The sequence below is a fragment of the Leucobacter komagatae genome (genome assembly GCF_006716085.1).
Classification (GTDB): domain Bacteria; phylum Actinomycetota; class Actinomycetes; order Actinomycetales; family Microbacteriaceae; genus Leucobacter; species Leucobacter komagatae.
The window spans coordinates 251208-276975 of sequence record NZ_VFON01000001.1; the positions used below are offsets into that span (position 1 = coordinate 251208).

A 25768-nucleotide genomic window follows, 5' to 3' on the forward strand; every position below is an offset into this window, starting at 1 on the left:
ACAGCACCCCAGCGCGAGGTCGTTGGCGTTAGGCCTGCTTCGCCTGGATGGCAGCCTGGCCTGCTGAGCGCAGCACGCGGTCGAGCACGAGGTCAAAGTTTGCGGCCATCTCCTGAGCGGGCTCACCCGGCCACAGGTGAACGGGCTTCGCCGCACCCTGCGCCTGCTGGAGCGCGGGGCGCTCGGGCAGCTGCGGGTTCAGCACGAGCGGGCCGAACATCTCGCGCAGCTCGCGGATGCGGAACTGGTGCTCCATTGACTGCGGCTGAACGCGGTTGATGAGGATGCCGAGCGGCTGCAGGCGGGGGCTCACGCCGCGGCGGATCTCCTCGATTGCGCGCAGCGCGCGGTCAGTTGCCGCGACGGCGAACAGGCTGGGCTCCGTAACAATGAGCACGCGGTCACTCGCGGCCCAGGCCGTACGGGTGAGCGCGTTCAGCGACGGCGCCGAGTCGATCAGAACGAGGTCGTAGTCGGCCTCGACGATCGCGAGCGCCTCCTCGAGCTTCCAGATGTCGCGAGCCGAAGGGTGCGGCCCATCAAAGTTGATCGCCGAGGGGCTGCCGACCAGCAGGTCGATCTTGCCGCCCTCGTGAAACTCATTCCAGCCGCTCGGGGCGATGGCCGAGCGCACGACCTTCTCCTTCGGCGACTCGAGGACATCAGCGACGTTGGCGTAGCCCTCGGGGTCGACCGCGAGGCCTGTCGAAACGTCTGACTGCGGATCAAGGTCAACGACCAAGGTCCTCAGGCCGCGCGAGAATGCTGCCGACGCAATGCCGAGACTTACGGTCGTCTTTCCTACGCCACCTTTGAGGGAGCTGACACTCAATACATGCACGTTTCGAGCTTACTGGATTCCGGTTGAAATCTGTTGGGCGTTTGCTTCGCGATACGCGAAACCGCGGCAACCGATAGCATCGAATAATGGCAAAACGCGAGATTCGGCTGTTCGGGGATCCGGTGCTCCGCACGGTGTGCGAGGACGTGACCGAGATTGACGCTGGTGTGCGGGCGATGGTGCTTGATCTGTGCGAAACCGTCGACGAGCCCGGCCGTGCTGGGCTCGCATCGACCCAGATCGGATACACCCTCCGAGCCTTCAGCCTGAACATCGACGGTCACATCGAATACGTCTTGAACCCCGAGCTCATCGAGGTATCGGGCGAACCCGTTCCGACGGGCGAAGGGTGCCTGTCGGTCCCAGACCTCTGGTTCCCGGTGATGCGCTATCCGTACGCCAAGGTGCGCGGCATGAACCTCGACGGCGAGGAGATCACGATCGAGGGTGAGGGCCTGAAAGCGCAGGCGCTGCAGCACGAGTGCGACCACCTCGACGGCAAGCTGTACATCTCGCGCCTCGACCGCGAGAACCGAGGCGAGGCGATGCGGCAGATTCGCACCTCGGCCTGGTTCTGATCCACGGGCAACGGCCGCAGATCGCGGCGCCAGCCCCAGACAGCGGTGCCAGCCCCAAACAGCGAAGGAGCGCCCCGACACACGGTCGGGGCGCTCCTTCGCTGTACCGGCGACTAGTGCTGCGTCTGCACGGCCTCTGTCTGCGGGTTCTCGCCGTAGATGTCGGCGATCTCAGCCGCGAAGTCGCGGAGAATGTTGTCGCGCTTGATGCTCATCTTCGGGGTGAGGTGACCGTTCGCCTCGACGAAGTCGGTCGGCAGGATGACGAACTTGCGAATCGACTCCGCCCGCGAGACGTACTTGTTGCCCTCGTCGACGGCGCGCTGCACCTCAGCGAGCACCTTCGGGTGGCGCGCGGCCTCCTCGACGGTCATGTCGGGGTTCTCACCCTGGTTCTTGAGCCAGGCCGGGAGCATCTCCATGTCCAGGGTGATCAGCGCCGCGATGAAGGGCTTCTGCTCGCCGACGGCAACGACCTGGCTGATGATCGTGTTCGCGCGGATCGGATCCTCAAGTGCGGCGGGGGCGACGTTCTTGCCGCCCGCGGTCACGATGATCTCCTTCTTGCGGCCGGTGATCGACAGGTAGCCGTCGCTGTCGAGCGACCCCAGGTCGCCGGTCTTGAAGAAGCCGTCCTCGGTGAAGACCGCCTTCGTCGCCTCGGGGTTGTTCCAGTACTCCTTGAAGACGTCGATGCCCTTGACCTCGATCTCGCCGTCTTCTGCGATGCGCACGGTGTGGCCGGGGAGCGCTGGGCCGACGGTGCCAATCTTGAACTTGTCGGGCAGGTTCACCGTGACGGGCGCCGTTGTCTCGGTCAGGCCGTAGCCCTCAAGGATCTTGATGCCGAGGCTGCGGTAGAAGTGGCCGAGGTACTGGCTCAGCGGTGCGGAGCCGGAGACGGCGTACTGGACGCGGCCGCCGAGCTTCGAGCGGAGCTTCGAGTAGACGAGCTTGTCGAATACACGGAACTTGAGGCCGAGCATGAACGGCACCTTGCCGGCGTCGAGCGCCTCAGAGTGCTCGACCGCGACCTTTGCCGCGGCGCGGAAGATCTTGCCCTTGCCCTCCGCCTCGGTCGACTGCTCGGCGGAGTTGTAGACCTTCTCGAAGACGCGGGGGACTGCGAGCAGGAACGTTGGGTGGAACGAGCCGAGCGAGGGGAGCAGCTGGGTCGTGTCAGCCTGGTGCCCGACGCGCACGCCGCCGTGCACGCAGAGCACTGAGATGAAGCGTGCGAAGACGTGGGCCAGCGTGACGAAGAGCAGCGTGGCCGCGCCGGGCTGCTGGACGAGCTCCGAGAGCGCGCTACCCGCGTTCCGCGAGAGATCGACGAAGTTCGAGTGGGTGAGCACGCAGCCCTTGGGGCGGCCGGTCGACCCCGACGTGTAGATGAGGGTTGCGATGTCGTCGCCGCTCGCGAGGTTGCGGCGGCGCTCGATCTCGGCGTCATCGACGTCGGCCCCCTGGATTCCGAGGGCCGCAACCGCGCCCTCGTCGAGGCGCCAGACCAGGTCAACCTTGCCGAGCTGATCCTGCACCTCAGCGAAACGGCTGAACTGATCGGCGGTCTCGATCATGAAGCCGCGGGCGCCAGAATCCTCAAGGATCCAGTGGATCTGCAGCGCGGAAGACGTCTCGTAAACGGGAACCATGATGGCCCCGGCGTAGTGCAGCGCGAAGTCGACGAGCGTCCACTCGTAGCTCGTCTTGCACATGAACGCGATGTGGTCGCCGGGTTCGACGCCCGCGGCGACGAACCCCTTAGCGAGAGTGATGACCTGGGCGCGGAACTCGGTTGCCGTGATGTCACTCCAGCCATCGCCTGTCGGTGTGGCAAAGAGCGGGCGATCGGGGGTGGCAGCAACCCGCTGTTCGAGAAGGTCTGTAATGTTATCCTCGGGAACCGGGGGAACGAGCAGTGGTGTTTCTGACAGCTTCACGGCAACTCCTTTGTACCTCGTGTCGGACGCTGTGCGCGGCAGTCCGGCCGCGAACAAGTATGCTCTCACCCTATCTCTATGCGTCTGATGATGCGCGGCTCCGCTATTCTGGTGGTCTACGAAGGGAACCAGCTCACTTTGCTCTACTGGATCTTTAAACACCTGATCGTCGGGCCGTTTTTGAAAGCGGTGTACCGGCCGTGGGTGGAGGGAGCCGAGAACATTCCGGCGACTGGCCCCGTAATTCTTGTCGGGAATCACCTATCTGTTATTGATTCGTTCTTTCTCCCGATCATGATCGAGCGCCGCGTGTACTTCCTCGCGAAGAGCGAGTACTTCTCGGGTAAGGGCCTGAAGGGCTGGCTCGTGAAGACATTCATGCTCGGCGTCGGCCAGCTTCCGATCGACCGCTCCGGCGGCAAGGCCTCGGAGGCGTCGTTGAATACGGCCCTCAATGTGTTGGATCGCGGGGACGTGCTCGGCATTTACCCCGAGGGCACCCGCAGCCCTGACGCCCGCCTCTACCGCGGCCGTACCGGCGTCGCGCGGATGGTGCTGGAGTCGGGTGTGCCTGTCGTGCCCGTCGTGATGATTGACACGGAGAAGGCGATGCCGATCGGGGCGAAGTTCCCGAAGATCCGGCGTATCGGCACGGTCATTGGCCAGCCGCTTGATTTCAGCCGGTTCGAGGGCATGAGCGCCGATCGCTTCGTGCTGCGCAGCGTCACCGACGAGATCACGCTCGCGATCCAGGAGCTCAGCGGCCAGGAGTACGTCGACGTCTACGCTTCGAGCGTTCGCGAGCGCACCGGAAAGTAGTGCGCGTGGCACGTTCGCTAGGGGCTGTGGTGAGGAATGCCACGGCGAGGGCGAGCGTTGGGTAGTGTTGAGTGGTGCCGTTAATAGGGACGGCACCAATGAGATACACACGGGATGGCCATGAACGCACCAAGCGTAGAGACCCTGACGGCGCAGCAGACCTTTGAGCAGCTCGATGCATATCGTGCACTCGAGGCGAAGCAGCAGCCGACATGGCCCGACGCAGCCGCCCTTGGGTATGCGAAACAGGAGCTCTCGACGCAGCCGCCCCTCGTGTTTGCGGGCGAGGTCGACCAGCTCCGCGAGCGCCTCGCGAGCGCGGCCCGCGGAGAAGCTTTCTTGCTGCAGGGCGGCGACTGCGCTGAGACCTTTGAAGCGGCGACCGCCGACAAGATCCGTGACCGGGTGAAGACGCTCCTGCAGATGGCAGTCGTGCTCACGTACGGCGCGTCGATGCCGGTGATCAAGGTTGGCCGCATGGCCGGCCAGTTCGCGAAGCCGCGCTCGAGCAACGAGGAAACCCGCGAGGGTGTCACGCTGCCCGCGTACCGCGGCGACCTCGTGAACGGTTACGACTTCACGGAAGCGTCACGCACCGCCGACCCGAGCCGCCTCGTTCGCGGCTACCACGTGTCGGCTTCGACGCTGAACCTCATCCGCGCGTTCACGCAGGGCGGCATGGCTGACCTGCGCCAGGTGAACTCCTGGAACCAGGGCTTCGTGTCGAACCCCGCGAACCAGCGGTACGAGGCGCTCGCGACCGAGATCGACCGCGCGCTCCGCTTCATGGACGCGTGCGGCGTCGATCACACGGCGCTCACGCAGACCGAGTTCTACGTCAGCCACGAGGCGCTGCTGCTCGACTACGAGCGTCCCCTCGCGCGGATCGACTCGCGCACGAGCGAGCTCTACGGCACCTCGGGGCACATGCTCTGGATCGGGGAGCGCACCCGCGACCTCGACGGCGCGCACGTCGACTTCCTGTCGAAGCTGCGCAACCCGATCGGCGTGAAGCTGGGCCCGACCGCGACGACTGACGATGCGCTGCGGCTCATCGACAAGCTCGATCCTGAGCGCGAGCCCGGCCGCCTGACGTTCATCACCCGCATGGGCGCCGAGAAGATCCGCGATGTGCTCCCGGGCCTGCTCGCGGGCGTTCGCGACGCCGGCGCGCAGCCGCTGTGGGTCACTGACCCGATGCACGGCAACGGCATCACGACCGCGACGGGCTTCAAGACCCGCCGATTCAACGACGTGATGGACGAGCTGCTTGGCTTCTTCGAGGCGCACCGCGAGGTCGGAACGTACCCCGGCGGCATCCACGTCGAGCTCACGGGCGACGACGTGACGGAATGCCTCGGCGGCTCCGAGAACATCGACGAGGAAGCGCTCGCGACGCGCTACGAATCGGTGTGCGACCCGCGCCTGAACCACATGCAGTCGCTGGAGCTCGCATTCCAGGTCGCTGAAGAGCTCAAGCGCACCGCCAGCGCGCGCTAACGCACACGGGACCCGCCGGGAACTGGGCCAACACGGCCCGGCACCCGGCGGGTTTTTCGTACCCCAGCGCGGCATGGCAGAACCGAGGTGGTACCGCGGCCGACGCTAGAGCGAGAGCTGGGACGTGATCCGGATCTCGGTTCCGGCCTCGACGCGCTCTCCGGCGCCGGGGTTGGTGCCGGTCGCCTTGGCGAGCCCGCGCAGCGGCTCGGGCACGAGAGTTGAGGGGGAGAACCCGGCGCCTGCGAGCGTGTCCATCGCCTCCTGGAGCCCCATCCCGGAAACGTCAGGGATCTCGAAGAGTTCGGGGCCTGACGAGATCTGCAACCCAACGGTGTCGCCGGGGCGCACGGGGTCGGTCTGCCAGTTCACGCCGACGACCTGCCCCTTCGGCACGTCGTCGCTGATGACCTCGGTGTTGTGCCCGGCGTCGACGGTGAGCTTAGCGTCGGCGAGCGCCTTCGTGGCCTGCTCAACGGTGAGGCCGCTCACTGCGGGCGGTCGACCGGCCGACACGATGAGGTTGATCGTGCCGCGCTCGGGGAACTCGTCGCCGAGTGCCTCGTCGTTGCTGTCGAGCGCCGCGAGCACTTCGCCATCAGCTGCGTCAGAGAACCGGGTGTCTGTGACCTCGCCGAAGGTGAACCTGCTTTCGCCGATGAGCGCGATTGCGTCGTCGACGTTGAGGCCGATGAGCGTCGGCACGGCGAGCAGCTCGGGGCCAGTTGACTGGCACAGCGTGACCTCGGAGCCGCGGTCGAGCCGGCTGCCGGGTTCGGGGGTCACCACCGAGGCGAGCCCGACCTCCACGTCGAGGCTCGAGCACTCCGCCGTGGCGACGGTGAGGTCGAGCGCCTCGAGCTCCTGCTGGGCCGCGGCCATGGTCTTGCCTGACACGTCGGGAACGGTGACGGCCGAGCCGGGGCCCTGCCCGAACCAGAACGCGGCCCCCGCTGTCGCGAGCGCGAGCGCGACGATGACGAGCGCCGCGATCCTGCCGCGGCGGCCACGCTTGACGCCGGCGCCGTGCGCGCGATCGGCGCTGCTCACCGGCTCATCGCTCGCCGGCCCCACAGTTGGCACGGCAGCAGGCCCCGCGGGCGCGCCCCGGAGCGCGGCCTGGTCGAGCCCGCTGAGCACAGAGGTCGCGGGGGTGAGGTGCGTTGTGGCGGCGTCATCGTCGAAGCCGTCGGCGGGCAGCACCGTGGTGTCGCCGGGGGCGCCCCCGATGGGCAGCACCGCGGTCGCGAGCGCATCGGGCATCCGGTAGGGGTCGTCGCGCAGTTCGCGCATGTGCACGAGCGCTTCGCCGGCGTTCGCCGGTCGCAGATCAGGATCGCGCTGGGTCAGCCACACCACGAAGCTGTCGAGTGCGGGGGTAGAGACGTCGCCGGCCTCCGAGGGAGCGGGCACGTCTGAGTGCGCGTGCTGGTAGGCAATCTGCATGGGCTGTTCGCCCGTGAACGGCTGCGAACCGGTGATCATCTCGTAGAGCATGATGCCGAACGCGTAGAGGTCGCTGCGCTCGCCTGCGACGCCGCGCGTGACGAGCTCTGGGGAGAGGTACGCGATCGTGCCGAGCAGCGCCTGCCCCGTGGTCGTGTTCGCGCTCACGGCGCGCGCGAGCCCAAAGTCGCCGAGCTTGATGCGGCCGTCGTCGACCAGGAGCACGTTCTCGGGTTTGAGGTCGCGGTGCACGATCCCGGCGTTGTGGGCCGCGGCGAGGCCGGCGAGCACGGCTTCGCCGATCTCGAGGCTCTGGTCGAGCGTGAGCCGCTGCTGCTTCTTCAGGAGCTCCCGCAGCGTGATGCTCGGAAGGTACTCCATGACGAGATACACGCGCCCCAGGTCCTGGCCCTGATCGAAGACGTTCACGAGGTTGGTGTGCGAAAGGCGCGCAGCGCTTCGCGCCTCGCGGTCGAACCGGCGCGTGAAATCGGCGTCCTCCGCGAGGTGCTCGTGCATGACCTTCACGGCGACCTTGCGCTCAAGCCGCAGGTCGTGGGCGAGGTACACCATCGCCATGCCGCCGCGGGCGATGCGTGAGCGTATCACGTAGCGCGCGTCGAGCGTTTGCCCGATGAGCGGGTCGATGGTCGCAGGAGTCACGAGCAAAGTCTACGGAAGTTTCTATGCGCGTACCCTGGCGCGCGCCGCGTGGCTGCGGATTGCGCTCGGCCCATCGCGCTGGCAGAGTTAGGGTGTGTCAGACAATACTGTGTCATTCGAGTCGACCCTTACTATCCCCGAAGTTGCTGAGCAGTTCGGGATTTCGCTGGGCAAGGTGCACCGCCTGGTCGAAGAGCGCTACCTCGCGATCGTGCGAATTGACGGCGTCAAGCGGATCCCGGCCGAGTTCGTGCAGGGAGCTGAGCCGCTGCACTCGCTGCGCGGCACGCTGCTCGCGCTGAGCGACGCGGGTCTCACCGAGGAAGAGTCGGTGCACTGGCTGTACTCGGTGAGTGACGAGCTCGGCGAGCGCCCCATCGACCTCCTGCTCAGGGGGAACAAGAGCGCCGTGCGCCGCGCCACGCAGGCGCTCGCCTTCTAGTCGCCTACGAGTCCCGGCTGGCCGCTCGACCCGCGAGCGCGCTCAGCCGGGCTGCAGCCGCGTCATCGAGCCCGGCATCGCCGAGTGCGCGGTGCGCGCGCTCAATGTTCCTGCTGATCATCTGCTCGACCTGCTGCTCCGCCCCGCTGTCGCGGATGGTGCGTTGCAGCATGTAGACCTGCTCGCCGTCGAGGTCCGTGCCGAGCAGGTCGTCGAAGATGCGCCGCTGGGTGACTGGAAGTGCCTCGCGGGCGAGCGTCACGAGCACCGTCCGTTTGCCTTCGACGAGGTCGTCACCGCTCGGCTTTCCAGTGACCTCTTCGTCGCCGAAGACGCCGAGCAGGTCGTCACGAAGCTGGAAGGCTACGCCGACGGGCAGGCCGAAACCGGCAAGCGCGGCCTCCTGCTCTGCGCTCGCGCCGGCGAGCGCCCCACCGATGAGCAGTGGCGCCTCGACGCTGTACTTCGCGGACTTGTAGACGAGTACGCGCGTTGAGCGGTCGAGCTGTTCGGCGTGGTCGGCAAAGGTTGAGCGCTGCTCCTCGAGCACGTCGAGGTACTGGCCGACGGCCACCTCGCTGCGCATCCTGTTGAAGTGTGCGCGAGCGGCGCGGGCGAACGATGCCTCTGGAGCGCCGTCGCATGCCCGGTTCATGAGCTCGTCCGACCACGACTGCAGCAGGTCGCCGAGCAGGATCGCGCTCGAGATGCCGAAGTGCTCGGGGGCGCCACGGTGGCCGTGCTCGCCGTGCAGCTTTGCGAAGCTTCGGTGCACGGCGGGGCGGCCGCGGCGCGTGTCGGAGCGGTCAATGACGTCGTCATGGATCAGCGCGGCGGCGTGGAAGAGTTCCAGCGCACACGCGGCGTCGAGTACGGCAGCGAATTCGTCAGTTATGGGCCCGGCGATGTCGAGCGGGCGGACTGCGCGGTAGCCGTGGACCGCGAACAGGGCCCGGAAACGCTTGCCGCCGGTGAGGAAGCTCGTCGCTTCGTCGAGCAGGGGGCCGGCGTCGGGTCCGAGCGGCTCGAGCTCCGCGCGGTGGCCCTCGATGATGTCGTTCAGTCGCTCCTGTATAAGGCCTGCGAGTCTCGTCGTTTCGTCCACCCGACTAGCCTATCCGGCAGCCGTAGACGTAAACTATTGGGAAAGGCTTTTCTTAAGGTGAAGGGGGCATCATGGCGCTGTCAGAACACGAACAGCGGCTGCTCGACGAGATGGAGCGAAGGCTCTATCAGAGCGAGGCCGATCTGCTTCCTGCCTCGACGGGTGTGCCGCGTCGATTCAACTACCGTTCGCTCGTGCTCGGTACGCTGCTCGCGCTTGCCGGTATTGGTCTGCTCATTGGCGGCGCCGCTGCCCAGCAGCTCTGGCTGGGGCTGCTTGGTTTCGTCGCGATGCTCGGCGGTGTGCTCGTCATGTTCTCGAAGCGCACTGAGGTCGAGCCCGACCAGTTCGCGTCGACCGGCCGCCCTGCCCAGCAGGCAAAGGAGTCGCTCTCGGACCGCATGGAGCGGCGCTGGGATGAGCGGATGGGCGGCCAGTAGTACCGCCCCACTTTCCTCCACACGGGTCACAACTTCGGTTGTGGCCCGTTTTTTTGTGCCTATTTCCAGGTTCCTCCCTCGGGCCGCGCTGACCTCGGCCGATGCCTCTGGGATGTGCCGAAGGTATGCCTGATGCCCGGGAAAACCGCATAGATTCGGCAGTTTTGGGGGATTGCGGCCGAGGTGAAGCCCGGGCTGGGTTGCAATCTGGCTCGCACCGCGGGCCACGCAGGGGGCGTCTGTGCCTACAGATCCCCAAAAAGGCTCCACTTTGCTCCACCAGTAATTGCAACGGGACTTTTGGTTTTTCTCGAAGATTTACCGGCATTTTCCGTGATTAGTGGAGGGAAGTGGAGTACCGTGGGAGAAACGTATCGGTTGAGGAGGGGAGTGGTCCATGTTTCTCGGCACGTTCACTCCGCGCCTCGACGAGAAAGGCCGCCTGATTCTCCCCGCCAAATTTCGCGACGAGCTCGCGGGCGGTCTGGTGATGACCAGGGGTCAAGAACGCTGCCTGTACGTCTTCAGCGAGAGCGAGTTCGAGGCGATGCACGAGCGCGTGCGCCAGGCCCCGCTCACCTCGAAGCAGGCGCGCGATTACCTGCGCGTGTTTCTGTCGGGCGCACACCCCGAGACGCCTGACAAGCAGCACCGCGTGACCGTGCCCCAGGGGCTCCGCGACTACGCCGGGCTCGACCGCGAGCTCGCCGTCATCGGCGCAGGATCGCGCGCGGAGATCTGGGACGCGCAGGCTTGGGAGACCTACCTGACCGAGCAGGAGTCAGTCTTCTCCGACATCGAAGAGGAGGTGATTCCCGGCATGTTCTAGCCGGGAACACGACATGGAAGAAACCGCACCACGGAACCCAGCCGAGCTTCACACCTCCGTCATGCTTGAGCGCTGCGTCGAGCTGCTGACCCCGGGCGCCGAGCGCGACGGCGCTTTCGTCGTTGACGCGACGCTCGGTATGGGGGGCCACACGGAGGCGCTGCTCGAGCGATTCCCGAATCTCACGGTGATCGGCCTCGACCGCGACACTGAGGCGCTCGAGCTCGCGGGCGCGCGGCTGGCCCGCTTCGGCGGCCGGTTCGTACCCGTGCACGCCGTGTACGACGAGATCGACAGGGCACTTGAAGAGGCCGGCGCGCCGAGCATCGACGGCGCGCTGTTCGACCTCGGTGTCTCCTCACTCCAGCTCGACGACGCCGACCGCGGCTTCGCCTACGCGCAGGATGCGCCGCTCGACATGCGCATGGACCAGACCCGCGGGCGCACCGCGGCCGAGATCCTCGCTGAGGAGCCCGAGGGCAGGCTTCGCGAGCTCTTCGAACGCTACGGCGAGGAGCCGCTCGCTGGCCGCTACGCAAGGGCGATTGTCGCCGCGCGCAAGGTCGCACCGCTCGAACGATCGGGCCAGCTCGTCGACGTGTTGCAGGAGGCGACCCCCGCCGCCGTGCTCGGCAAGCGGCACCCGGCCAAGCGGGTGTTCCAGGCACTGCGCGTCGAGGTGAACGGCGAGCTCGCGACGCTCGAGCGCGCCATTCCCGCAGCGATCGACAGGCTGAACCTCGGCGGTCGCCTCGTGGTCATGTCGTACCAGTCGCTTGAGGATCGCATCGTCAAGCGCGCGATTCAGGCGCGAAGCCGTTCGACGGCCCCGCAGGGGCTCCCGGTCGAGCTCCCAGAACACAAGCCCCAGCTGCGCATCCTCACCAAGGGGGCGGAGCAGGCAACTGACGCAGAGAAGGCAGTGAACCCGCGCGCGATTCCGGCACGGCTGCGCGCGGCTGAACGAGTAAGGGAAGTGGCATGAACGCAACGGTTCCCGTCGAAGTCGACCCGATCGAGCTGTTCGGCTCGGCCGCGCCCCTGCGCGCGCCCGAGCGGGAGCGCGCCGACAGGCTGCAGCCCGCACCGGCGCCCGCGCCGAAGCCTAAGAAGAGCCCCGTCGTCGGCGCGATCGTCGCTGTCTGCGTGATCCTCGGCATTTTTGCCGCGCAGCTCGCCCTGAGCATCCTCGTGTCGCAGGGCGCGTACGAGACCCGCGCGCTCGAGATCGAGGAGCGCGACCTCGGCCGCGTTGAGCGGGTGCTCTCGCAGAACCTTGACAAGCTCGCGTCGCCGCAGAACCTCGTCGAAAACGCAGCCGCGCTCGGCATGGTGCAGAACGTGGCCCCGGCGACGATGCGCCTGAGCGACGGCGCGATCCAGGGCGAGCTCGACTCCGCCACGCGCGAGGCGAGCCCGAACCTCGTGCCGAACGCTCAGCTCGAGAACCTGCCCGTCGTCGACGCCAAGGGGCTCCTCACGAGCCGAAACGCACCCGTCGCTCAGGTTGCCGATGCTGCTTCGGCCGTAGCATGGCAGGGCAAACTTCCTGCACCCGAGACGCACTAGCCCGCACCGCGCGGGCCCGTAAGGAGACGAACGAGTGTTGTGGCGAACCCTGCGAGGCACGCGAGGGCGGAACCTGGTGGTGTTCGCCATCATTCTGCTCACTGCGCTCGCCTTCATGGTTCGCCTGATCGACCTGCAGATGATCTCGGCGGCGGCAATGAACGAGGAGTCGCACGAGAAGCGCGCCGTGCCCGTGACCGTCCCGAGCGTGCGCGGCGACATCGTCGATCGCAACGGCAACGTGCTCGCGACGACCGACGAGCGCTACGACGTGCAGCTGTCGCCGAAGAACGCACGGCTCAACAAGGGCGTGTTCCAGCGGCCTGATCTCGAGCGTGGTGCAGGCACCGTTGACGTGACCGCCGACCAGGCGTACGCCGAGATCGGCTCAGTCACCGGGCAGAGCGGCGCCGACATCAAGAAGATCGTCGACGACGCGATCGAGGTGAACCCGAAGTCTGACTTCGCCTACGTGAAGCGCGGCGTCGACCTCACGCAGCTGCAGGAGCTCAAGAAGCTGCAGATCCCGTGGCTCACGTTCGAGAGCCAGCATCGCAGGGTCTACCCGAACGGCGCGGTTGGCGGCAATATCGTCGGGTTTGCGGGGCAAGACGAGGTCGCCCAGGCAGGCGTCGAGCTGTCGCAGGACGAGTGCCTTGCGGGCGAGGACGGCGCAGAGACGTACGAGCGGGGTGCCGACGGCATCCAGCTGCCGGGCAGCGTCGTCGAGACGAAGAAGGCGCAGAACGGCGGCACCGTGGAGCTCACGCTCGACCTCGACCTGCAGTGGGCGACCCAGCAGATCATCAACGAGCAGGTGCAGAACGTTGGCGCCGAGTACGGCTATCTCGTGGTGATGGACGTGAAGACGGGCGAACTTATCGCGGTTGCCGAGGACGGTTCGGTTGACCCGAACGACGTTGGCGCCGTCGACGGTGACAGGCGCAACGCCCGGGCCTTCACCTCACCCTACGAGCCAGGCTCAACGTTCAAGGTCATCACCGCCGCCGCTCTCATCGACCAGGGCAAAGCGACGCCGCAGAGCACTGTCACCGCGCCAGACAACTGGCAGCCGCAATCGGGCGTCACCTTCAGCGACTGGTTCAACCACGGCCCGGCCGACTGGACCCTGACGGGTACGCTCGTCTACTCCTCAAACGTTGGCATCTCGATGCTCGGCAGCCAGCTCTCGCCCGAGACGCGTCACGACTACCTGACGAAGTTCGGGGTCGGGCAGCCAACGAACGCCGGCATGCCCGTCGAAGACTGGGGGATGTTCGCGGACGTCGCGGACTGGGACGCGCAGACGAGCTACGTGACGATGTTCGGGCAGGGCCTCTCCTCGACTATCGTGCAGACGGCCGGCGTGTTCCAGACGATCGCGAACGACGGCGTGCGCATCCCGCCCTCGATCGTGAAGAAGTGCGCGCCCGCTGAGGGGAAGGCGAGCGCCCCCGACCACGGCGACAAGGTCACGGTGATCTCGCCCGAGGCCGCGGCAGAGACCCGCAAGATGCTCGAGACGATCGGCACCGACGGGCTCATCAAAGACATGGCACGCATCCCCGGCTACCGCATCGGCGGAAAGACGGGCACCGCAGAGCAGGCAGACGGCCAGGGCGGCTACCGCACCGACTTCGTGTACAGCTTCGCCGGCATGTTCCCGATGGACGACCCGCAGTACGTCGTTGTTGCCACCGTCGGATTCCCGCACGGGGGCGACGGCACGGCCGCCGCGGTGACGGCCTTCCACGATGCTGCCGAGTCGACGATCCGCAAGTTCCACATCCCGCCGTCGAGCGGCACGTACGAGAAGCTGCCGATTGGCGACGAGCTGGGCTCGGCTGGGTAGGATTGATCCACGTGACCAGCACTACCGGTGATCTTACGATCCGACCCCAGCACCCGAAGAAGGTGACGCTCGCGAAACTCGCTGAGCCCTTCTCGCTCGAACTCGCAGCCGATGACGCGGGGGTGACCGTCACGGGCGTGACGATCGACTCGCGCGACGTGCAGCTAGGCGACCTCTACGTCGGCATCCCCGGCGCGAAGCACCACGGCGCCGCGTTCGCGGCGGCGGCCGCGGCGAGCGGCGCTGCGGCGATGCTCACGGATGCGGCCGGCCGCGACCTCGCGCGCGCCGCTGGCGTCGCCGAGCTGCCGATCCTCGTCTCGGAGGGGCACCCGCGCGCGATCCTCGGCGAGCTGTCGGCGCTCGTCTACGGCACCGACACGCTTGCGGCGAAGACGTTCGGCGTCACCGGCACGAACGGGAAGACCAGCGTCGTGTACTGCATCGCGCAGATTCTTGAGGCCGCGGGCCTGCGACCGGGCCTGAGCTCGACGGCAGAGCGGCGCATCGGCGACGAGGTCATCGTCTCGAACCTCACGAGCCCCGAGTCTTCCGAGCTGCACGGCCTGCTCGCCAGGATGGTTGAGCGCGGAGTCGAGGGCGTCGCCATCGAGGTCTCTGCACAGGCCATCGGCAGGCACCGCATCGACGGCGTGCACTTCGACGTCGTCGCGTTTAACAACTTCTCGCAGGATCACCTCGAGGAGTACGGCGACATGGAGACATACTTCCAGGCGAAGCTCGCGCTGTTCGCGCCCGAGCACGCGCACCGCGGCGTCGTCGTTGTTGACGGCCCGTGGGGCCAGCGCGTCGCTCGCGAGTCGCAGATTCCCGTCGTGACCCTCGCGACCGAGTACGGTCAGAGCGCCGACTGGCACCTCGCCATCACCGCGCAGACGCTCGACGGGGTCTCGTTCGTGCTCCAGGGCCCCGAGGGCGCGCACTTCCGCGGACGTGTGCCAGTGTTCGGGCGCTTCATGGCCGAGAACGCCGCGCTCGCGCTCATCATGCTGCACGAGGCAGGGATCCCGCTCGCTCAGGTCGAGGCCGGGCTTGCGAACGGGCTGATCCCCGTACACATCCCGGGCAGGCTTGAGGAGATCACGGAGGGCGGAAACGGCCCGAGGTTCTACGTCGACTACGGCCACACGCCGGGCGCCTTCGAAGCGATGCTCGACGCGCTTGGCGAGGTCGCCGAGGGCAAGATCATCTTCATGTTCGGCGCCGATGGCGACCGCGACACGACGAAGCGCGAGGACATGGGCAGGATCGCGGCAGCGGGGTCAGACGTGCTCATTGTGTGCGATTACCACCCGCGCAGCGAGCCGCCGGAGCAGATCCGAGAGCAGCTCCTTTCCGGCGCCCGCTCCGCGAACCACGCGACCCTCTACGAGGAAGCGGATCCGCGCGCGGCGATCCGGCTCGCCATTTCCCTCGCGGAACCGGGCGACGTTATTCTGTATGCCGGTCCCGGACACGAGGATTACCAGGAAGTTGCCGGTGCGTTTATCCCGTACTCGGCGCGTGATGAAGTACGCGGTGCGCTCCGCGAGGCAGGATTGCTTGCGTGATTGAACTGAGTTTCTCCGAGGTCGCGAACGCAACGGGCGGCACGCTCGTGCTCGCGGCGGGGGATACGCCTGACACCTTGGTATCTGGCGAATCCCAGACCGATTCCCGTGAGGTCGAGCCCGGCCAGATCTTCTTCGCGCGGCGCGGTGACGACACTGACGGACACCTGTTCGCGGGCAAGGCGGCTCGGGCTGGCGCAAAGCTGCTCGTCGTCGAACGCGAGCTCGGGGCCGCGGAGCTCGGAACCGACCAGGGGGCGCCCGAGGTATCTCAGCTCGTTGTCGCCGACGCGACCGACGCGCTTGGCGCGCTCGCAACCGAGGTCGTCACGAGGTTGCGCGCGAGCGACACGCTCACCATTGTCGGGATCACGGGCTCGAACGGCAAGACCACGACGAAGAACCTCGTCCAGGCGATGGCGGAGAGCCTCGGGCCGACGGTCGCGAGCGAGAAGTCGTTCAACAACGAGGTCGGCGGGCCGATGACGATGCTCCGCACGACGCCTGAGACTGAGACGCTCGTCGCCGAGATGGGCGCGAGCGCTGAGGGCGAGATTGCGCGACTCACCGCGATGGCGAAGCCGCACATCGGCGTTGTGCTCACGGTCGGGCTCGCCCACGCGGGCGAGTTCGGCGGCATCGAGGCGACGTTCCGCGCGAAGAGCGAAATGGTGAAGAGCCTCGACGCCTCGGGCGTCGCGGTGCTGAACCGCGACGATCCGCGCGTCGCGAAGATGGCGGACCTCACTGATGCGCGCGTGCTGTGGTTCGGCCAGCACCCCGAGGCAGACGTCCGCGCGACCGACATCGAGCCCTCGGCGAGCGGCACGACCTTCACGCTGCACGCAGCTGGCGAGTCGCGCCCGGTCTCGTTCCGCGTGCTCGGTGAGCACCACGTCATGAACGCGCTTGCTGCCGCGGCCGTCGGGCAGGCGCTCGGGCTGTCGCTCGACGCAATCGTTTCCGTGCTTGAGGCAGCGACGCTCGCGGCGCCGGGGCGCATGCAGGTGCTCGGCGGTCGCGACGGCATCACGATCATCAATGATGCCTACAACGCGAGCCCCGACTCGATGAGCGCCGCGCTCCGCACGCTCGCGCAGATCACGAAGCCGGGCGGGCGCTCGGTCGCGGTGCTCGGCCCGATGACCGAGCTCGGCAGCTACACGATCGAAGAGCATATGCGGATCGGGCTGCAGGCTGTGCGCCTGCGCATCCGCCAGCTCGTGGTCGTCGGAAAGGACGCCCGAGACCTGCACATCAGCGCCATCAACGAGGGGTCGTGGGACGGCGAGAGCGTGTTCTTCGAGACCCAAGACGAGGCATTCGACTACCTACGTGAGATGCTGAGCACCGACGACACGGTGCTCGTGAAATCTTCGAACGCCGCGGGCCTCCAGGCCCTCGGAGACCGCCTGGGGGAGGCATACGCATGATTGCCATGCTCATCGCGGCGGGGTTCTCGCTGATGTATTCACTGCTCTTGACGCCGCTGTTCGTTCGCGGCTTCAACAAGCTCCGCTGGGGCCAGCCGATTCGCGTCGACGGGCCGAAGGAGCACGAGACGAAGCGGGGTACGCCCACGATGGGTGGCCTGATCTTCATCTCTGGCTCGGTGCTCGCCTACTTCGTCGGCAAGCTCGTCATGGGCGAGACGCCCACGCCCTCCGCGCTCCTCGTGATCCTTATGGCCGTCGGCGCCGGCACGGTCGGCTTCATCGACGATCTCATGAAGACGCGCATGCAGAACTCCGCGGGCCTGGGCGGGTGGGCGAAGATCTTCGGTCAGGTCGTCATCGCGGTCTCGTTCGCGCTGCTCGGCCTGCAGTTCGCGAACGACCACGGCCTCACGCCGGTGTCGACGCACATCTCGATCTTCCGCGACCTGCCGTTTGACTTCATGAGCCTCGGCGTCATCGCTGGGACGATCCTCGTGATCCTGTGGGTCATGGTGATTGTGACAGCGACGACGAACGCCGTGAACGTGACCGACGGGCTCGACGGCCTCGCCGCTGGCGCCTCGATCTTCGCGTTCTCCGCCTACGTGCTCATCGGCTTCTGGCAGTCGGCGCAGAACTGCGCGGCGACCGCGGGCGAGGCCGGCTGCTATGAGGTGCGCGACCCGATGGACCTCGCGGTGATCGCCGCAGCTTTCCTCGGCGGCGTCGCCGGCTTCCTGTGGTGGAACACGAACCCCGCACAGATCTTCATGGGTGACACGGGCTCGATGGGGATCGGCGGAGCCATCGCGGCCCTCGCGATCCTCACCCGCACCGAGGTGTTGCTCATTCTCATCGGCGGCCTCTTCATCATCGAGACCGGCTCCGTGATCCTCCAGCGCCTGTACTTCAAGGTGACGAAGGGCAAGCGAATCTTCCTCATGAGCCCGATTCACCACCACTTCGAGCTCAAGGGCTGGGCCGAGGTGACGATCGTCGTGCGGTTCTGGATGATCGCCGGTATCTTCGCCATCGTCGGCATCGGTGGCTTCTACGCAGAATGGGTGCTGAACCAATGACCTCCGAGCCGCAGACTCAGGTGCAGGATCGCCTTGACGCGCTGACCAGCTGGCACCACGACTGGTCGGGCCTGCGCGTCGCTGTGCTCGGCCTCGGCGCGACAGGGTTCTCCGTCGCAGACACGCTCGTCGAGCTCGGCTCCCGCGTGCGCGTGATCTACGGCAAGCCTGACGCAGACCGCGAGCGCCTGCTCGACGTGATCGGCTCGGAGCGCGCGCTTGCCGAGACTGACGAGGCGCAGCTCGCGGAGCTCGGGGCATTCGACCCCGAGCTCATCGTGATCTCGCCCGGCTACCCCTCGCACCATCCCGTGGTGACCTGGGCGACCGAGCACGATGTGGCCGTCTGGGGTGACATCGAGCTCGGTTGGCGCCTGCGCGACAAGACCGCCCGCGTCGCCGACTGGATCTGCATCACCGGCACGAACGGGAAGACGACGACGACGCAGCTCACCGCGCACATGCTCGTCGCAGGCGGCCTGCGGGCCGCGCCCGTCGGCAACATCGGTACGCCGCTGCTCGACGCGCTCCGCGACCCCGTCGGTTACGACGTGCTCGTGCTCGAACTCTCGAGTTTCCAGCTCGAGCGGGTGCACTCGATGTCGCCCTACGCGAGCGCCTGCCTGAACCTTGCGGACGACCACCTCGACTGGCACGGCGGGGCCGAGGCCTACCGCAATGCCAAGGCGAAGGTCTACGAAAACACTCAGGTCGCCTGCGTGTACAACCGCGGCGACCTCGAAACCGAGCGCATGGTCGAGGAGGCAGACGTCATTGAGGGCGCCCGCGCGATCAGCTTCGGGCTCGACTCGCCGCCTCCGAGCGGCTTCGGGGTCGTCGAGGGCATCCTCGTCGACCGCGGCTTCCACACCGGCCGCCGCGACGAGGCCTACGAGCTCGTCACGGTTGACGAGCTCAAGGATCGCGGCATTGGCCAGCCCCACATGGGCCTGAACATCCTCGCCGCGGCAGCGCTCGCGCGCTCGCGCGGCGTCGAGCCGGCCGAGATCGCGAGCGCCGTGCTGAGCTTCACCCCCGACGCGCACCGCGCCCAGCAGCTCGGCGAGCACGCCGGGGTGCGCTGGGTCGACGACTCGAAGGCAACGAACGTGCACGCGGCTGACGCGTCGCTGAAGGCGCTGTCTGGCGTCGTGTGGGTCGTCGGCGGGTTGCTCAAGGGAGTCGACATCACGCCGCTCGTCACCGAGCACGCGTCGCGGCTGCGCGCCGCGGTCGTCATCGGCGCTGATCGCGCAGAGGTGCTCCGCATCCTCGCCGAGCAGGCCCCGGGCGTTCCGGTCGCCGAGGTCACTGCCGAGCGCGGGCTCGACGTCATGCGGGAGGCCGTTCGCGCTGCCGCTGGGCTCGCGCAAGCGGGCGACACCGTGCTGCTCTCGCCGGCCTCGGCGTCGATGGACCAGTTCGCCGACTACGCAGATCGCGGGAGGGCGTTCCAGGACGCGCTGCGGGAGCTTGCGGCGGATTCGGAGTAGCTGATGGCTGCGCGGGGCGGGGGAGCAGGCAGCGGAAAATCCGTGCCGCCCGTCGCCGGTACCCGGATCTCGCTCGGCGCCGGCGCGAAGACGGGCAACAACCGCACGGTTGCGCTGCTCTGGGGCATCACGCTGTTTCTCACCGGCATCGGGCTCATCATGGTGCTCTCGGCGTCGTCCGTGACCTCGTACACCCAAGACCAGGGCTCGCTCGGGGGCTTCACGCGGCAGCTCGTTTTCGCCGCCCTTGGCCTGCCGCTCATGGTGTTCGCCGCGACCCGCAAGCTCGACTTCTGGAAGCGCTGGGCCTGGTGGTTCTTCGGCGCGGGCCTGCTGCTGCAGGCGCTCGTCTTCACGCCTCTCGGTTTCGCCGTCGGCGGCAACCGCAACTGGCTGCTCATAGGCAACATCCAGGCGCAGCCCTCTGAAGCGCTGAAGCTCGCGCTCGTGGTCTGGATCGGGGCGGTGCTCCTGAAGAAGGAGAAGTACCTCGGGCAGGTGTCGCACGAGCTCGTGCCGGTCATCTTCCCCGGCGCGCTGCTCGCCCTCGGCCTCGTGCTCGGAGGCCGCGATCTCGGCACCGTGCTCATCATGGCGGCGCTCGTGATCGGCGCAATGTACTTTGGCGGAGTGAGCTTCAAGTCGCTCGGCATCATCATCGCGGGCGGCGTCATCGCGACGATCTTCTTCGTCGTGACGAGCGAGAACCGAATGAAGCGACTGTTCGAGCATTCCGGAGGCGAGTCTGACTACTCCGGCATCGGGTGGCAGCCGCAGCACGGTATGTGGGCGCTCGCGAACGGCGGGCTGTTCGGTGTCGGCCTGGGCGGGTCGAAGGCGAAGTGGAACTGGCTGCCAGCGGCCGACAACGACTACATCTTCGCGATCATCGGTGAAGAGCTCGGGTTCGTGGGCGCGATGCTCGTGATCGCGCTGTTCATCGTGCTCGCCGTGCTCATGCTGCGGGTGATCTCGCAGGCGCGCGACCGGTTCGGGCGCGCCGTCGTCGGCGGAGCGCTCGTGTGGATTGTCGGGCAGGCGTTCGTGAACATCGGTGTCGTGATTCGCATCTTCCCCGTGCTCGGCGTGCCCCTGCCGCTCATCAGCTCCGGCGGTACCGCGCTCGTGTCGTGTCTCGTCACGATGGGGGTCGTCATCTCGGTCGCGCGCGACGCGAAAGCCTACCGCGAGGAACTTGCGGAGGGCGTATCCGTGGCACGATAGGTGCATGACGACGTATCTCCTCGCCGGCGGCGGCACCGCCGGCCATGTGAACCCCCTGCTCGCTCTCGCCGATCGGATTCGGGCTCGGGAAGCGGACGCTGAGATCGTTGTCCTCGGCACGCAGGAGGGGCTCGAGGCTCGCCTCGTGCCCGAGCGCGGCTACGAGCTCTCGACGATTGCGAGGCTCCCGTTCCCGCGCCGCCCGAACGGGTATGCGCTGACATTCCCCGCGAAGTACTTCGGGGCGATCCGCGAGGTTCGCGAGCTCATTCGCGCGCGCGGCGTCGACGTCGTCGTCGGGTTCGGTGGCTACGCCTCCGCGCCCGCGTACCGGGCGGCGGCGAAGGAAGGTATCCCGTCGGTGATCCACGAGGCGAACGCGAAGCCGGGAATGGCGAACAAGCTCGGCGCGAAGTCCACCGAGTTTGTCGGCGTGACGTTTGCGGGAACCCCGATCCGGCACGCCCGGGTGACAGGCATGCCGTTGCGCCCCGAGATCGAGGAGCTTGACCTCGGAGCGCTGCGCGGCGAGGCCCGCGCGCACTTCGGCTTTGACCCTGAGCGGCCGACGCTGCTCGTGACGGGCGGCTCCCTCGGCGCGCGAGCGATCAACCGGGGTATCTCCGGGTCGGCGCGAGCAATCGTCGACGCTGGGGTGCAGGTGCTGCACGTCTGGGGTGGGCTGACTGAGCTTGAGGATCCAGGCGTGCCCGGGTACCAGGTCATCGAGTACTGCGATCGCATGGACCTCGCGTTCGCCGCGTGCGACCTCGCGATCTCCCGCGCGGGCTCCACGACGGTGAGCGAGCTCTCTGGCCTCGGCGTTCCCGCGGTGTTCGTGCCGCTCAGCCATGGCAACGGCGAACAGCGCGCGAACGCGGCGGGTGTCGTTGGCGCAGGCGGCGCTCTCATGGTCGACGACGCCGAGCTCACGCCCGCGTGGGTCACGGGCACGCTTCTACCGCTCCTCGCCGATCGCGACAGGCTCGCCGACATGTCGGCACGCGCGAAGGGCGCAGGCGCGCTCGACGGCACCGCGAAGCTGTACGACCTCGTGCGCGAAGCCCTTGCGTCCCGGTAGCGCGGCGCCCGCCATCGCCCCGCGCTCGTGGGCGATGCTCGCCGTGATGGTGTTCGGGCAGGCCTCAACCACGGTGGTGACCGCGACGCCCGCCTTCCTCATTCCGTACCTCCACGCCGACCAGGGCATGAGCCTTGCGAGCGCCGGCATGCTCGCGGGTGCCCCGCACCTCGGCCTGGTGCTCACGCTCATCGCGTGGGGCGCGCTCACCGACCGCGTCGGCGAGCGGCGGGTGCTGCTTGTCGGTCTGAGCCTCACGACGCTCGCGGTCGTTGCGTCGATGGCGGCGCAGGGGTTCGTGTGGCTCGGGGTGGCGCTCGTCGCGAGCGGCGCGATGTCCGCCTGCATCAACAACGCGAGTGGCCGCCTCATCACCGGCTGGTTCCCGGCGGAGAAGCGCGGCCTTGCGATGGGCATCCGCCAGACCTGCCAGCCCGTCGGCATGGCGATCGCCGCCCTTGCCGTGCCCGCGCTCGCGAATGCGTTCGGGATCGTTGGGGCGCTCGCATTCGGCGGCGCACTCACGCTCATCAGCCTGCTCGCGTGCGCCGTCATCGTCGTCGACCCGATGATCCCCGCAAAGGCACTCGCGCAGGCGAGCAGCAACCCGTACCGCGAATCGTCAGCGCTCGCGCGCATCCACGCGGTGTCCGTGCTGCTCGTGATCCCGCAGTTCGTGCTCTCGTCGTTCGGGCTCGTCTGGTTCGTGATCGGCTTCGGCTGGAGCGAGCTCGCGGCAGGCGCCCTCGTCGCCGGAGCACAGCTCATCGGTGCCGCGGGGCGCATCGCTGCCGGCGTCTGGAGCGACCGGGCGAGTTCGCGGCTGCGGCCGATCAGGCTCATCGCGCTCGCGTGCGCGGCGCTGCTCGTCATTTCGGCCGCGTTCGGCTGGGCCGACTGGGCGATCCCGGCAGCGGTCGCGTACGTGCTCGTGAGCTGCGTGAGCGTCGCTGACAACGGGCTCGCCTTCACCGCGGTCGCCGAGATTGCGGGGCCGCGCTGGTCTGGTAGGGCGCTCGGCGCGCAGAACACGGGCCAGTTCCTCGCGTCTGGCCTGCTGCCGCCGCTCATCGGCGCCATGATCGCGTCTCTTGGCATGCCAGCGACGCTCGCGCTCGTCGCGCTCGCGCCGCTCCTTGCGGCGCCCGTGCTGCCGTCGGAAGAGCTCGCTCACGCGACGGCGAAGCGCACCGTCAAAGCGGTACGCTAGAGGCGCGCACGGGCGGCGGGATCGAGACTGGATCTGGCAGCCGCCCGCACCCAACCCGCTGAGGAGGCACCCTGATGATCTATCCCGATCTCGAGCTTGAGATCCCTGAAGACCTCGGGCGCGTGCACTTCGTGGGTATCGGCGGGGCGGGGATGAGCGCGATCGCGCACATGATGCACGCGGCGGGCGTCGTCGTGACGGGCTCCGACCGCGGCGCGAACTACAGCACTCAGGCGCTCGAAGCCGCGGGGGTGCGCGTCGCTGTCGGTCACGCCCCGGAGAACGTCGGCGATGCCGACACGCTCGTCGTGACGGGCGCGCTATCGGAAGACAACCCCGAATACTTGCGGGCGCGCGAGCGCGGGATCCCGGTGCTGCACCGGTCGCAGGCCCTCGCCTGGCTGGCGCGCTCGAAGCGCCTCGTTGCGGTCGCCGGCGCGCACGGCAAGACGACGTCAACCGGCATGCTCGCGACCGCGCTCCGCGGCCTCGGGCAAGATCCGTCGTTCGTCAACGGCAGCGTCATCGCGGGCATCGGCGCCGCGTCGGCCGCCGGGGCAGACGACCTGTTCGTCATCGAGGCTGACGAGAGCGACAAGTCGTTCCTCATCTACGACACGCAGGTCGCGCTCATCACGAACGTTGACCCCGAGCACCTCGACTTCTTCGGGTCGCGCGAGAACTTCATGGCCGCCTTCGTCGACTTTGCGAGGGGCGCGAGCGATCTCCTCGTGATTTCCTCCGACGACCCCGGTGCACTCGAGGTGCTCGAAACACTGCGGGCCGAAGGAACCTCGGCCCCGGTGCGCACCTTTGGCTTCGCCGACGGCGCCGACGTGCGCATCGTCAACGTCGACACGACCGCGCGGGCGCGGGTCGAACTCGAGATTGCGGGGGAGCGGTTCACCGAGCAGCTCGGTGTTTTCGGTCGCTACAACGCTGTGAACGCGGCTGGCATCGTCGCGGTGCTCACTGGCCTCGGGTTCGACCCAGCTGAGTCGCTGCGCGCGGTATCGGCATTCACCGGTACCCACCGGCGCTTCGAATCGCACGGCGAGCCCGGCGGCGTGCGGCTCTACGACGACTACGCGCACCACCCAACCGAGGTCGCCGCGCTCCTCGACTCGGCGCGGTCGGTGGCGGGCGAAGGGAAGCTCGTCGTCGTGCACCAGCCGCACCTGTTTAGTCGCACACGCACCTTCCACCGGGAGTTCGCTGAGGCGTTCGCGATCGCCGACCACACGATCGTGCTCGAGATCGACCCCGTGCGCGAAGCGCCAGACCCCGCGACGACCGGAGCGCTCGTCACCGAGTCGTTCGCTGACCCGAGCCGGGCGAGCTACATCGACAGCTGGGATGCCGCGGTCGCAAAGGCCGTCGAGCTGACCTCACCCGGTGACCTCGTGCTTGTCGTCGGCGCGGGCAACGTCTACAAGATCGTGCCGCAGCTCGCAGCAGCGCTGAGCGGGGCGGCCGAGGATTCGGGCCGCGAGTGAAGCGCCCCGGCGGGTTCGACCCGGGATCGAACCCCGAGGCTGAGCGCCTCGCGGCGGAGGCGAGGGAGCAGCGGGAAGCTGAGGCCCGCGCTGCCGAGGCGCGGGAGGCGGCAGCCCGTGACGCCGCAGCGCGTGAGGCCGCAGCCCGTGAAGCCGACGCCGTGGCTGCTGCGCGGCCGGCCGATGAACAGGTGACCGAGGATATCTCGTCCTCGCTCGATCTTGAGAAGCTGCGGGCCGTGCCCGACCGCGTGCGCTCGCTGTTGCCGAAGCGCGAGCCGCGCGACGTTGACCCCGTGGTCGCCGCCGAGAAGCGCCTGCGGGTGGCCGAGCGGCAGAACAAGCGTCGGCGGAAGCGCGAGACGCGGCGGTTCACCGCCGAGTCGCGCAGGCGCCGCAGGCGCGTGCTCATCGTGCTCGCGACGGTCGCCGGTCTCCTGCTGTTTGTCGCCGTCGGAGCGTTCACCCCGATCATGTCGGTGCGCGACGTGCGGGTCGAGGGCGCGGCGAGCGTGGACGCCGAGGCGGTCACGGCCGCACTCGCGGAGTTTGATGGGGTGCCGCTCGCGCTGGTTGACGAAAACGACGTGCTGCGCGCGCTTGAGCCGTTCCCGCTGATCCAGCGCTTTGCCGTCGAGCGCGTCCCGCCGCAGACGCTGATTGTGCGAATCGAAGAGCGCGAGCCGGTCGTCGCGCTGCAGGAGGGCGACGTGCTGCGCCTCTACGACGCGGCGGGGGTGGTGCTCGGTGAGGTCGCAGAGCGGCCGGAGGGGGTTCCGCTCGGCAGCAGCGCGATGCGGAATACCTCATCAAAGGGCTTCCTTGCGGCCTCGAAGGTCGTCCGCGACATGCCCGCCGGGCTGCGCGCCCAGCTCGCCGAGGTGAACTCGGTGAGCGGGCAGGATGTCACGTTCCAGCTCACGAGCGGCGTCGAGGTGTTCTGGGGGAACCCCGAAGAAACGAAGCGGAAATCGCTCGTGCTCGAAACGATGCTCAAGTCTCTCGGCGACCGCCCGGTGAGCCATATTGACGTCTCGTCGACTGAGTCGCCCATCTTCAAGTAGTTTCGCGGCGTGTCGAGTGCGGCTCGCGCCCGGTCACCCCATACCGTTGACACGAAAGCGTATACGGCAATACTAACTTTGAAGTTC

22 protein-coding genes are annotated in these 25768 nt (G+C 67.7%); 18 read left to right on the top strand and 4 right to left on the bottom strand.

The genetic code is table 11. From position 1 onward, the window contains the following. Positions 1 to 28: 28 nt before the first annotated feature. Positions 29 to 841 (bottom strand): ParA family protein, encoded by an 813-nt coding sequence (locus FB468_RS01125; RefSeq protein ID WP_141885729.1) that lies wholly within the window; start codon positions 839 to 841, stop codon positions 29 to 31. Positions 842 to 927: 86 nt separating this feature from the next. Between FB468_RS01125 and def the strand changes: the two genes are divergently transcribed. Continuing rightward, positions 928 to 1419 (top strand): peptide deformylase, encoded by a 492-nt coding sequence (gene def, locus FB468_RS01130; RefSeq protein WP_141885730.1) that lies wholly within the window; start codon positions 928 to 930, stop codon positions 1417 to 1419. 113 nt (positions 1420 to 1532) lie between these two features. Here def and FB468_RS01135 read toward each other — a convergent pair whose 3' ends face one another. Next, a complete protein-coding gene (locus tag FB468_RS01135) occupies positions 1533 to 3362 on the bottom strand; it encodes an AMP-dependent synthetase/ligase (RefSeq protein ID WP_141885731.1) in 1830 nt (609 codons plus the stop codon). A gap of 138 nt (positions 3363 to 3500) precedes the next feature. Here FB468_RS01135 and FB468_RS01140 point away from each other — a divergent pair, with 138 nt between their 5' ends. Both FB468_RS01140 and FB468_RS01145 read left to right on the top strand, forming a co-directional pair. Next, positions 3501 to 4181: a lysophospholipid acyltransferase family protein gene (locus tag FB468_RS01140; protein ID WP_141888043.1), complete on the top strand. Its 681-nt coding sequence runs from the start codon at positions 3501 to 3503 to the stop codon at positions 4179 to 4181. Positions 4182 to 4301: 120 nt separating this feature from the next. Continuing rightward, positions 4302 to 5681: a class II 3-deoxy-7-phosphoheptulonate synthase gene (locus FB468_RS01145; protein ID WP_141885732.1), complete on the top strand. Its 1380-nt coding sequence runs from the start codon at positions 4302 to 4304 to the stop codon at positions 5679 to 5681. Positions 5682 to 5786: 105 nt separating this feature from the next. Here FB468_RS01145 and pknB read toward each other — a convergent pair whose 3' ends face one another. Further along, positions 5787 to 7790, bottom strand: a complete 2004-nt coding sequence (pknB, locus tag FB468_RS01150) for a Stk1 family PASTA domain-containing Ser/Thr kinase (RefSeq protein WP_246055674.1) — start codon at positions 7788 to 7790, stop codon at positions 5787 to 5789. A 94-nt stretch (positions 7791 to 7884) separates the two neighbouring features. Between pknB and FB468_RS01155 the strand changes: the two genes are divergently transcribed. Further along, positions 7885 to 8232, top strand: coding sequence for an Rv2175c family DNA-binding protein (locus FB468_RS01155; RefSeq protein ID WP_141885733.1), 348 nt, complete (start codon positions 7885 to 7887; stop codon positions 8230 to 8232). 4 nt (positions 8233 to 8236) lie between these two features. On the opposite strand, the gene FB468_RS01160 is transcribed toward FB468_RS01155, so the two are convergent. After that, positions 8237 to 9337, bottom strand: coding sequence for a polyprenyl synthetase family protein (locus tag FB468_RS01160; RefSeq protein ID WP_141885734.1), 1101 nt, complete (start codon positions 9335 to 9337; stop codon positions 8237 to 8239). A gap of 71 nt (positions 9338 to 9408) precedes the next feature. Here FB468_RS01160 and FB468_RS01165 point away from each other — a divergent pair, with 71 nt between their 5' ends. The 14 genes from FB468_RS01165 (at position 9409) to FB468_RS01230 (ending at position 25681) form a co-directional block, all read left to right on the top strand. Beyond that, complete coding sequence (locus tag FB468_RS01165) at positions 9409 to 9777, top strand: DUF3040 domain-containing protein (RefSeq protein ID WP_141885735.1); 369 nt, start codon at positions 9409 to 9411, stop codon at positions 9775 to 9777. Positions 9778 to 10174: 397 nt separating this feature from the next. Next, entirely contained in the window at positions 10175 to 10606 is a 432-nt protein-coding gene (gene mraZ, locus FB468_RS01170; protein WP_141885736.1) for a division/cell wall cluster transcriptional repressor MraZ, read from the top strand. A gap of 13 nt (positions 10607 to 10619) precedes the next feature. Then, positions 10620 to 11591 carry a 16S rRNA (cytosine(1402)-N(4))-methyltransferase RsmH gene (gene rsmH / locus FB468_RS01175; protein ID WP_141885737.1) on the top strand — a complete coding sequence of 324 codons (972 nt, stop codon included), beginning with the start codon at positions 10620 to 10622 and terminating at the stop codon, positions 11589 to 11591. Beyond that, positions 11588 to 12175 (top strand): cell division protein FtsL, encoded by a 588-nt coding sequence (gene ftsL, locus FB468_RS01180; RefSeq protein ID WP_141885738.1) that lies wholly within the window; start codon positions 11588 to 11590, stop codon positions 12173 to 12175. Before rsmH ends, ftsL begins: the two co-directional genes overlap by 4 nt. 79 nt (positions 12176 to 12254) lie before the next feature. Then, positions 12255 to 14027, top strand: a complete 1773-nt coding sequence (locus FB468_RS01185; RefSeq protein ID WP_246055675.1) for a peptidoglycan D,D-transpeptidase FtsI family protein — start codon at positions 12255 to 12257, stop codon at positions 14025 to 14027. Positions 14028 to 14038: 11 nt separating this feature from the next. After that, positions 14039 to 15598, top strand: coding sequence for a Mur ligase family protein (locus FB468_RS01190; protein ID WP_141885739.1), 1560 nt, complete (start codon positions 14039 to 14041; stop codon positions 15596 to 15598). After that, entirely contained in the window at positions 15595 to 17031 is a 1437-nt protein-coding gene (locus tag FB468_RS01195) for a UDP-N-acetylmuramoyl-tripeptide--D-alanyl-D-alanine ligase (protein ID WP_141885740.1), read from the top strand. Before FB468_RS01190 ends, FB468_RS01195 begins: the two co-directional genes overlap by 4 nt. After that, positions 17028 to 18113, top strand: a complete 1086-nt coding sequence (gene mraY, locus FB468_RS01200) for a phospho-N-acetylmuramoyl-pentapeptide-transferase (protein WP_141885741.1) — start codon at positions 17028 to 17030, stop codon at positions 18111 to 18113. The genes FB468_RS01195 and mraY overlap by 4 nt, the downstream gene beginning before the upstream one ends. Further along, complete coding sequence (murD, locus tag FB468_RS01205) at positions 18110 to 19606, top strand: UDP-N-acetylmuramoyl-L-alanine--D-glutamate ligase (protein WP_141885742.1); 1497 nt, start codon at positions 18110 to 18112, stop codon at positions 19604 to 19606. The genes mraY and murD overlap by 4 nt, the downstream gene beginning before the upstream one ends. A gap of 3 nt (positions 19607 to 19609) precedes the next feature. Beyond that, positions 19610 to 20830, top strand: coding sequence for an FtsW/RodA/SpoVE family cell cycle protein (locus tag FB468_RS01210; protein ID WP_141885743.1), 1221 nt, complete (start codon positions 19610 to 19612; stop codon positions 20828 to 20830). A gap of 4 nt (positions 20831 to 20834) precedes the next feature. Continuing rightward, a complete protein-coding gene (locus tag FB468_RS01215) occupies positions 20835 to 21911 on the top strand; it encodes a UDP-N-acetylglucosamine--N-acetylmuramyl-(pentapeptide) pyrophosphoryl-undecaprenol N-acetylglucosamine transferase (protein ID WP_141885744.1) in 1077 nt (358 codons plus the stop codon). Continuing rightward, the gene (locus tag FB468_RS01220; protein WP_246055676.1) at positions 21898 to 23121 is read left to right on the top strand and encodes an MFS transporter; all 1224 of its coding nucleotides are present in this window, start codon (positions 21898 to 21900) and stop codon (positions 23119 to 23121) included. Before FB468_RS01215 ends, FB468_RS01220 begins: the two co-directional genes overlap by 14 nt. A 74-nt stretch (positions 23122 to 23195) precedes the next feature. Further along, complete coding sequence (gene murC, locus FB468_RS01225) at positions 23196 to 24617, top strand: UDP-N-acetylmuramate--L-alanine ligase (protein WP_141885745.1); 1422 nt, start codon at positions 23196 to 23198, stop codon at positions 24615 to 24617. Continuing rightward, the gene (locus FB468_RS01230) at positions 24614 to 25681 is read left to right on the top strand and encodes a cell division protein FtsQ/DivIB (protein ID WP_141885746.1); all 1068 of its coding nucleotides are present in this window, start codon (positions 24614 to 24616) and stop codon (positions 25679 to 25681) included. The genes murC and FB468_RS01230 overlap by 4 nt, the downstream gene beginning before the upstream one ends. Positions 25682 to 25768: the final 87 nt, after the last annotated feature.

Coding starts and splice junctions, on each gene's coding strand:
- FB468_RS01145 (WP_141885732.1), top strand. CDS start 4,302: ATGAACGCACCAAGCGTAGAGACCCTGACGGCGCAGCAGACCTTTGAG.
- murC (WP_141885745.1), top strand. CDS start 23,196: ATGATCTATCCCGATCTCGAGCTTGAGATCCCTGAAGACCTCGGGCGC.
- FB468_RS01210 (WP_141885743.1), top strand. CDS start 19,610: ATGGCTGCGCGGGGCGGGGGAGCAGGCAGCGGAAAATCCGTGCCGCCC.
- ftsL (WP_141885738.1), top strand. CDS start 11,588: ATGAACGCAACGGTTCCCGTCGAAGTCGACCCGATCGAGCTGTTCGGC.
- def (WP_141885730.1), top strand. CDS start 928: ATGGCAAAACGCGAGATTCGGCTGTTCGGGGATCCGGTGCTCCGCACG.
- FB468_RS01165 (WP_141885735.1), top strand. CDS start 9,409: ATGGCGCTGTCAGAACACGAACAGCGGCTGCTCGACGAGATGGAGCGA.
- mraZ (WP_141885736.1), top strand. CDS start 10,175: ATGTTTCTCGGCACGTTCACTCCGCGCCTCGACGAGAAAGGCCGCCTG.
- FB468_RS01215 (WP_141885744.1), top strand. CDS start 20,835: ATGACGACGTATCTCCTCGCCGGCGGCGGCACCGCCGGCCATGTGAAC.
- rsmH (WP_141885737.1), top strand. CDS start 10,620: ATGGAAGAAACCGCACCACGGAACCCAGCCGAGCTTCACACCTCCGTC.
- murD (WP_141885742.1), top strand. CDS start 18,110: ATGACCTCCGAGCCGCAGACTCAGGTGCAGGATCGCCTTGACGCGCTG.
- mraY (WP_141885741.1), top strand. CDS start 17,028: ATGATTGCCATGCTCATCGCGGCGGGGTTCTCGCTGATGTATTCACTG.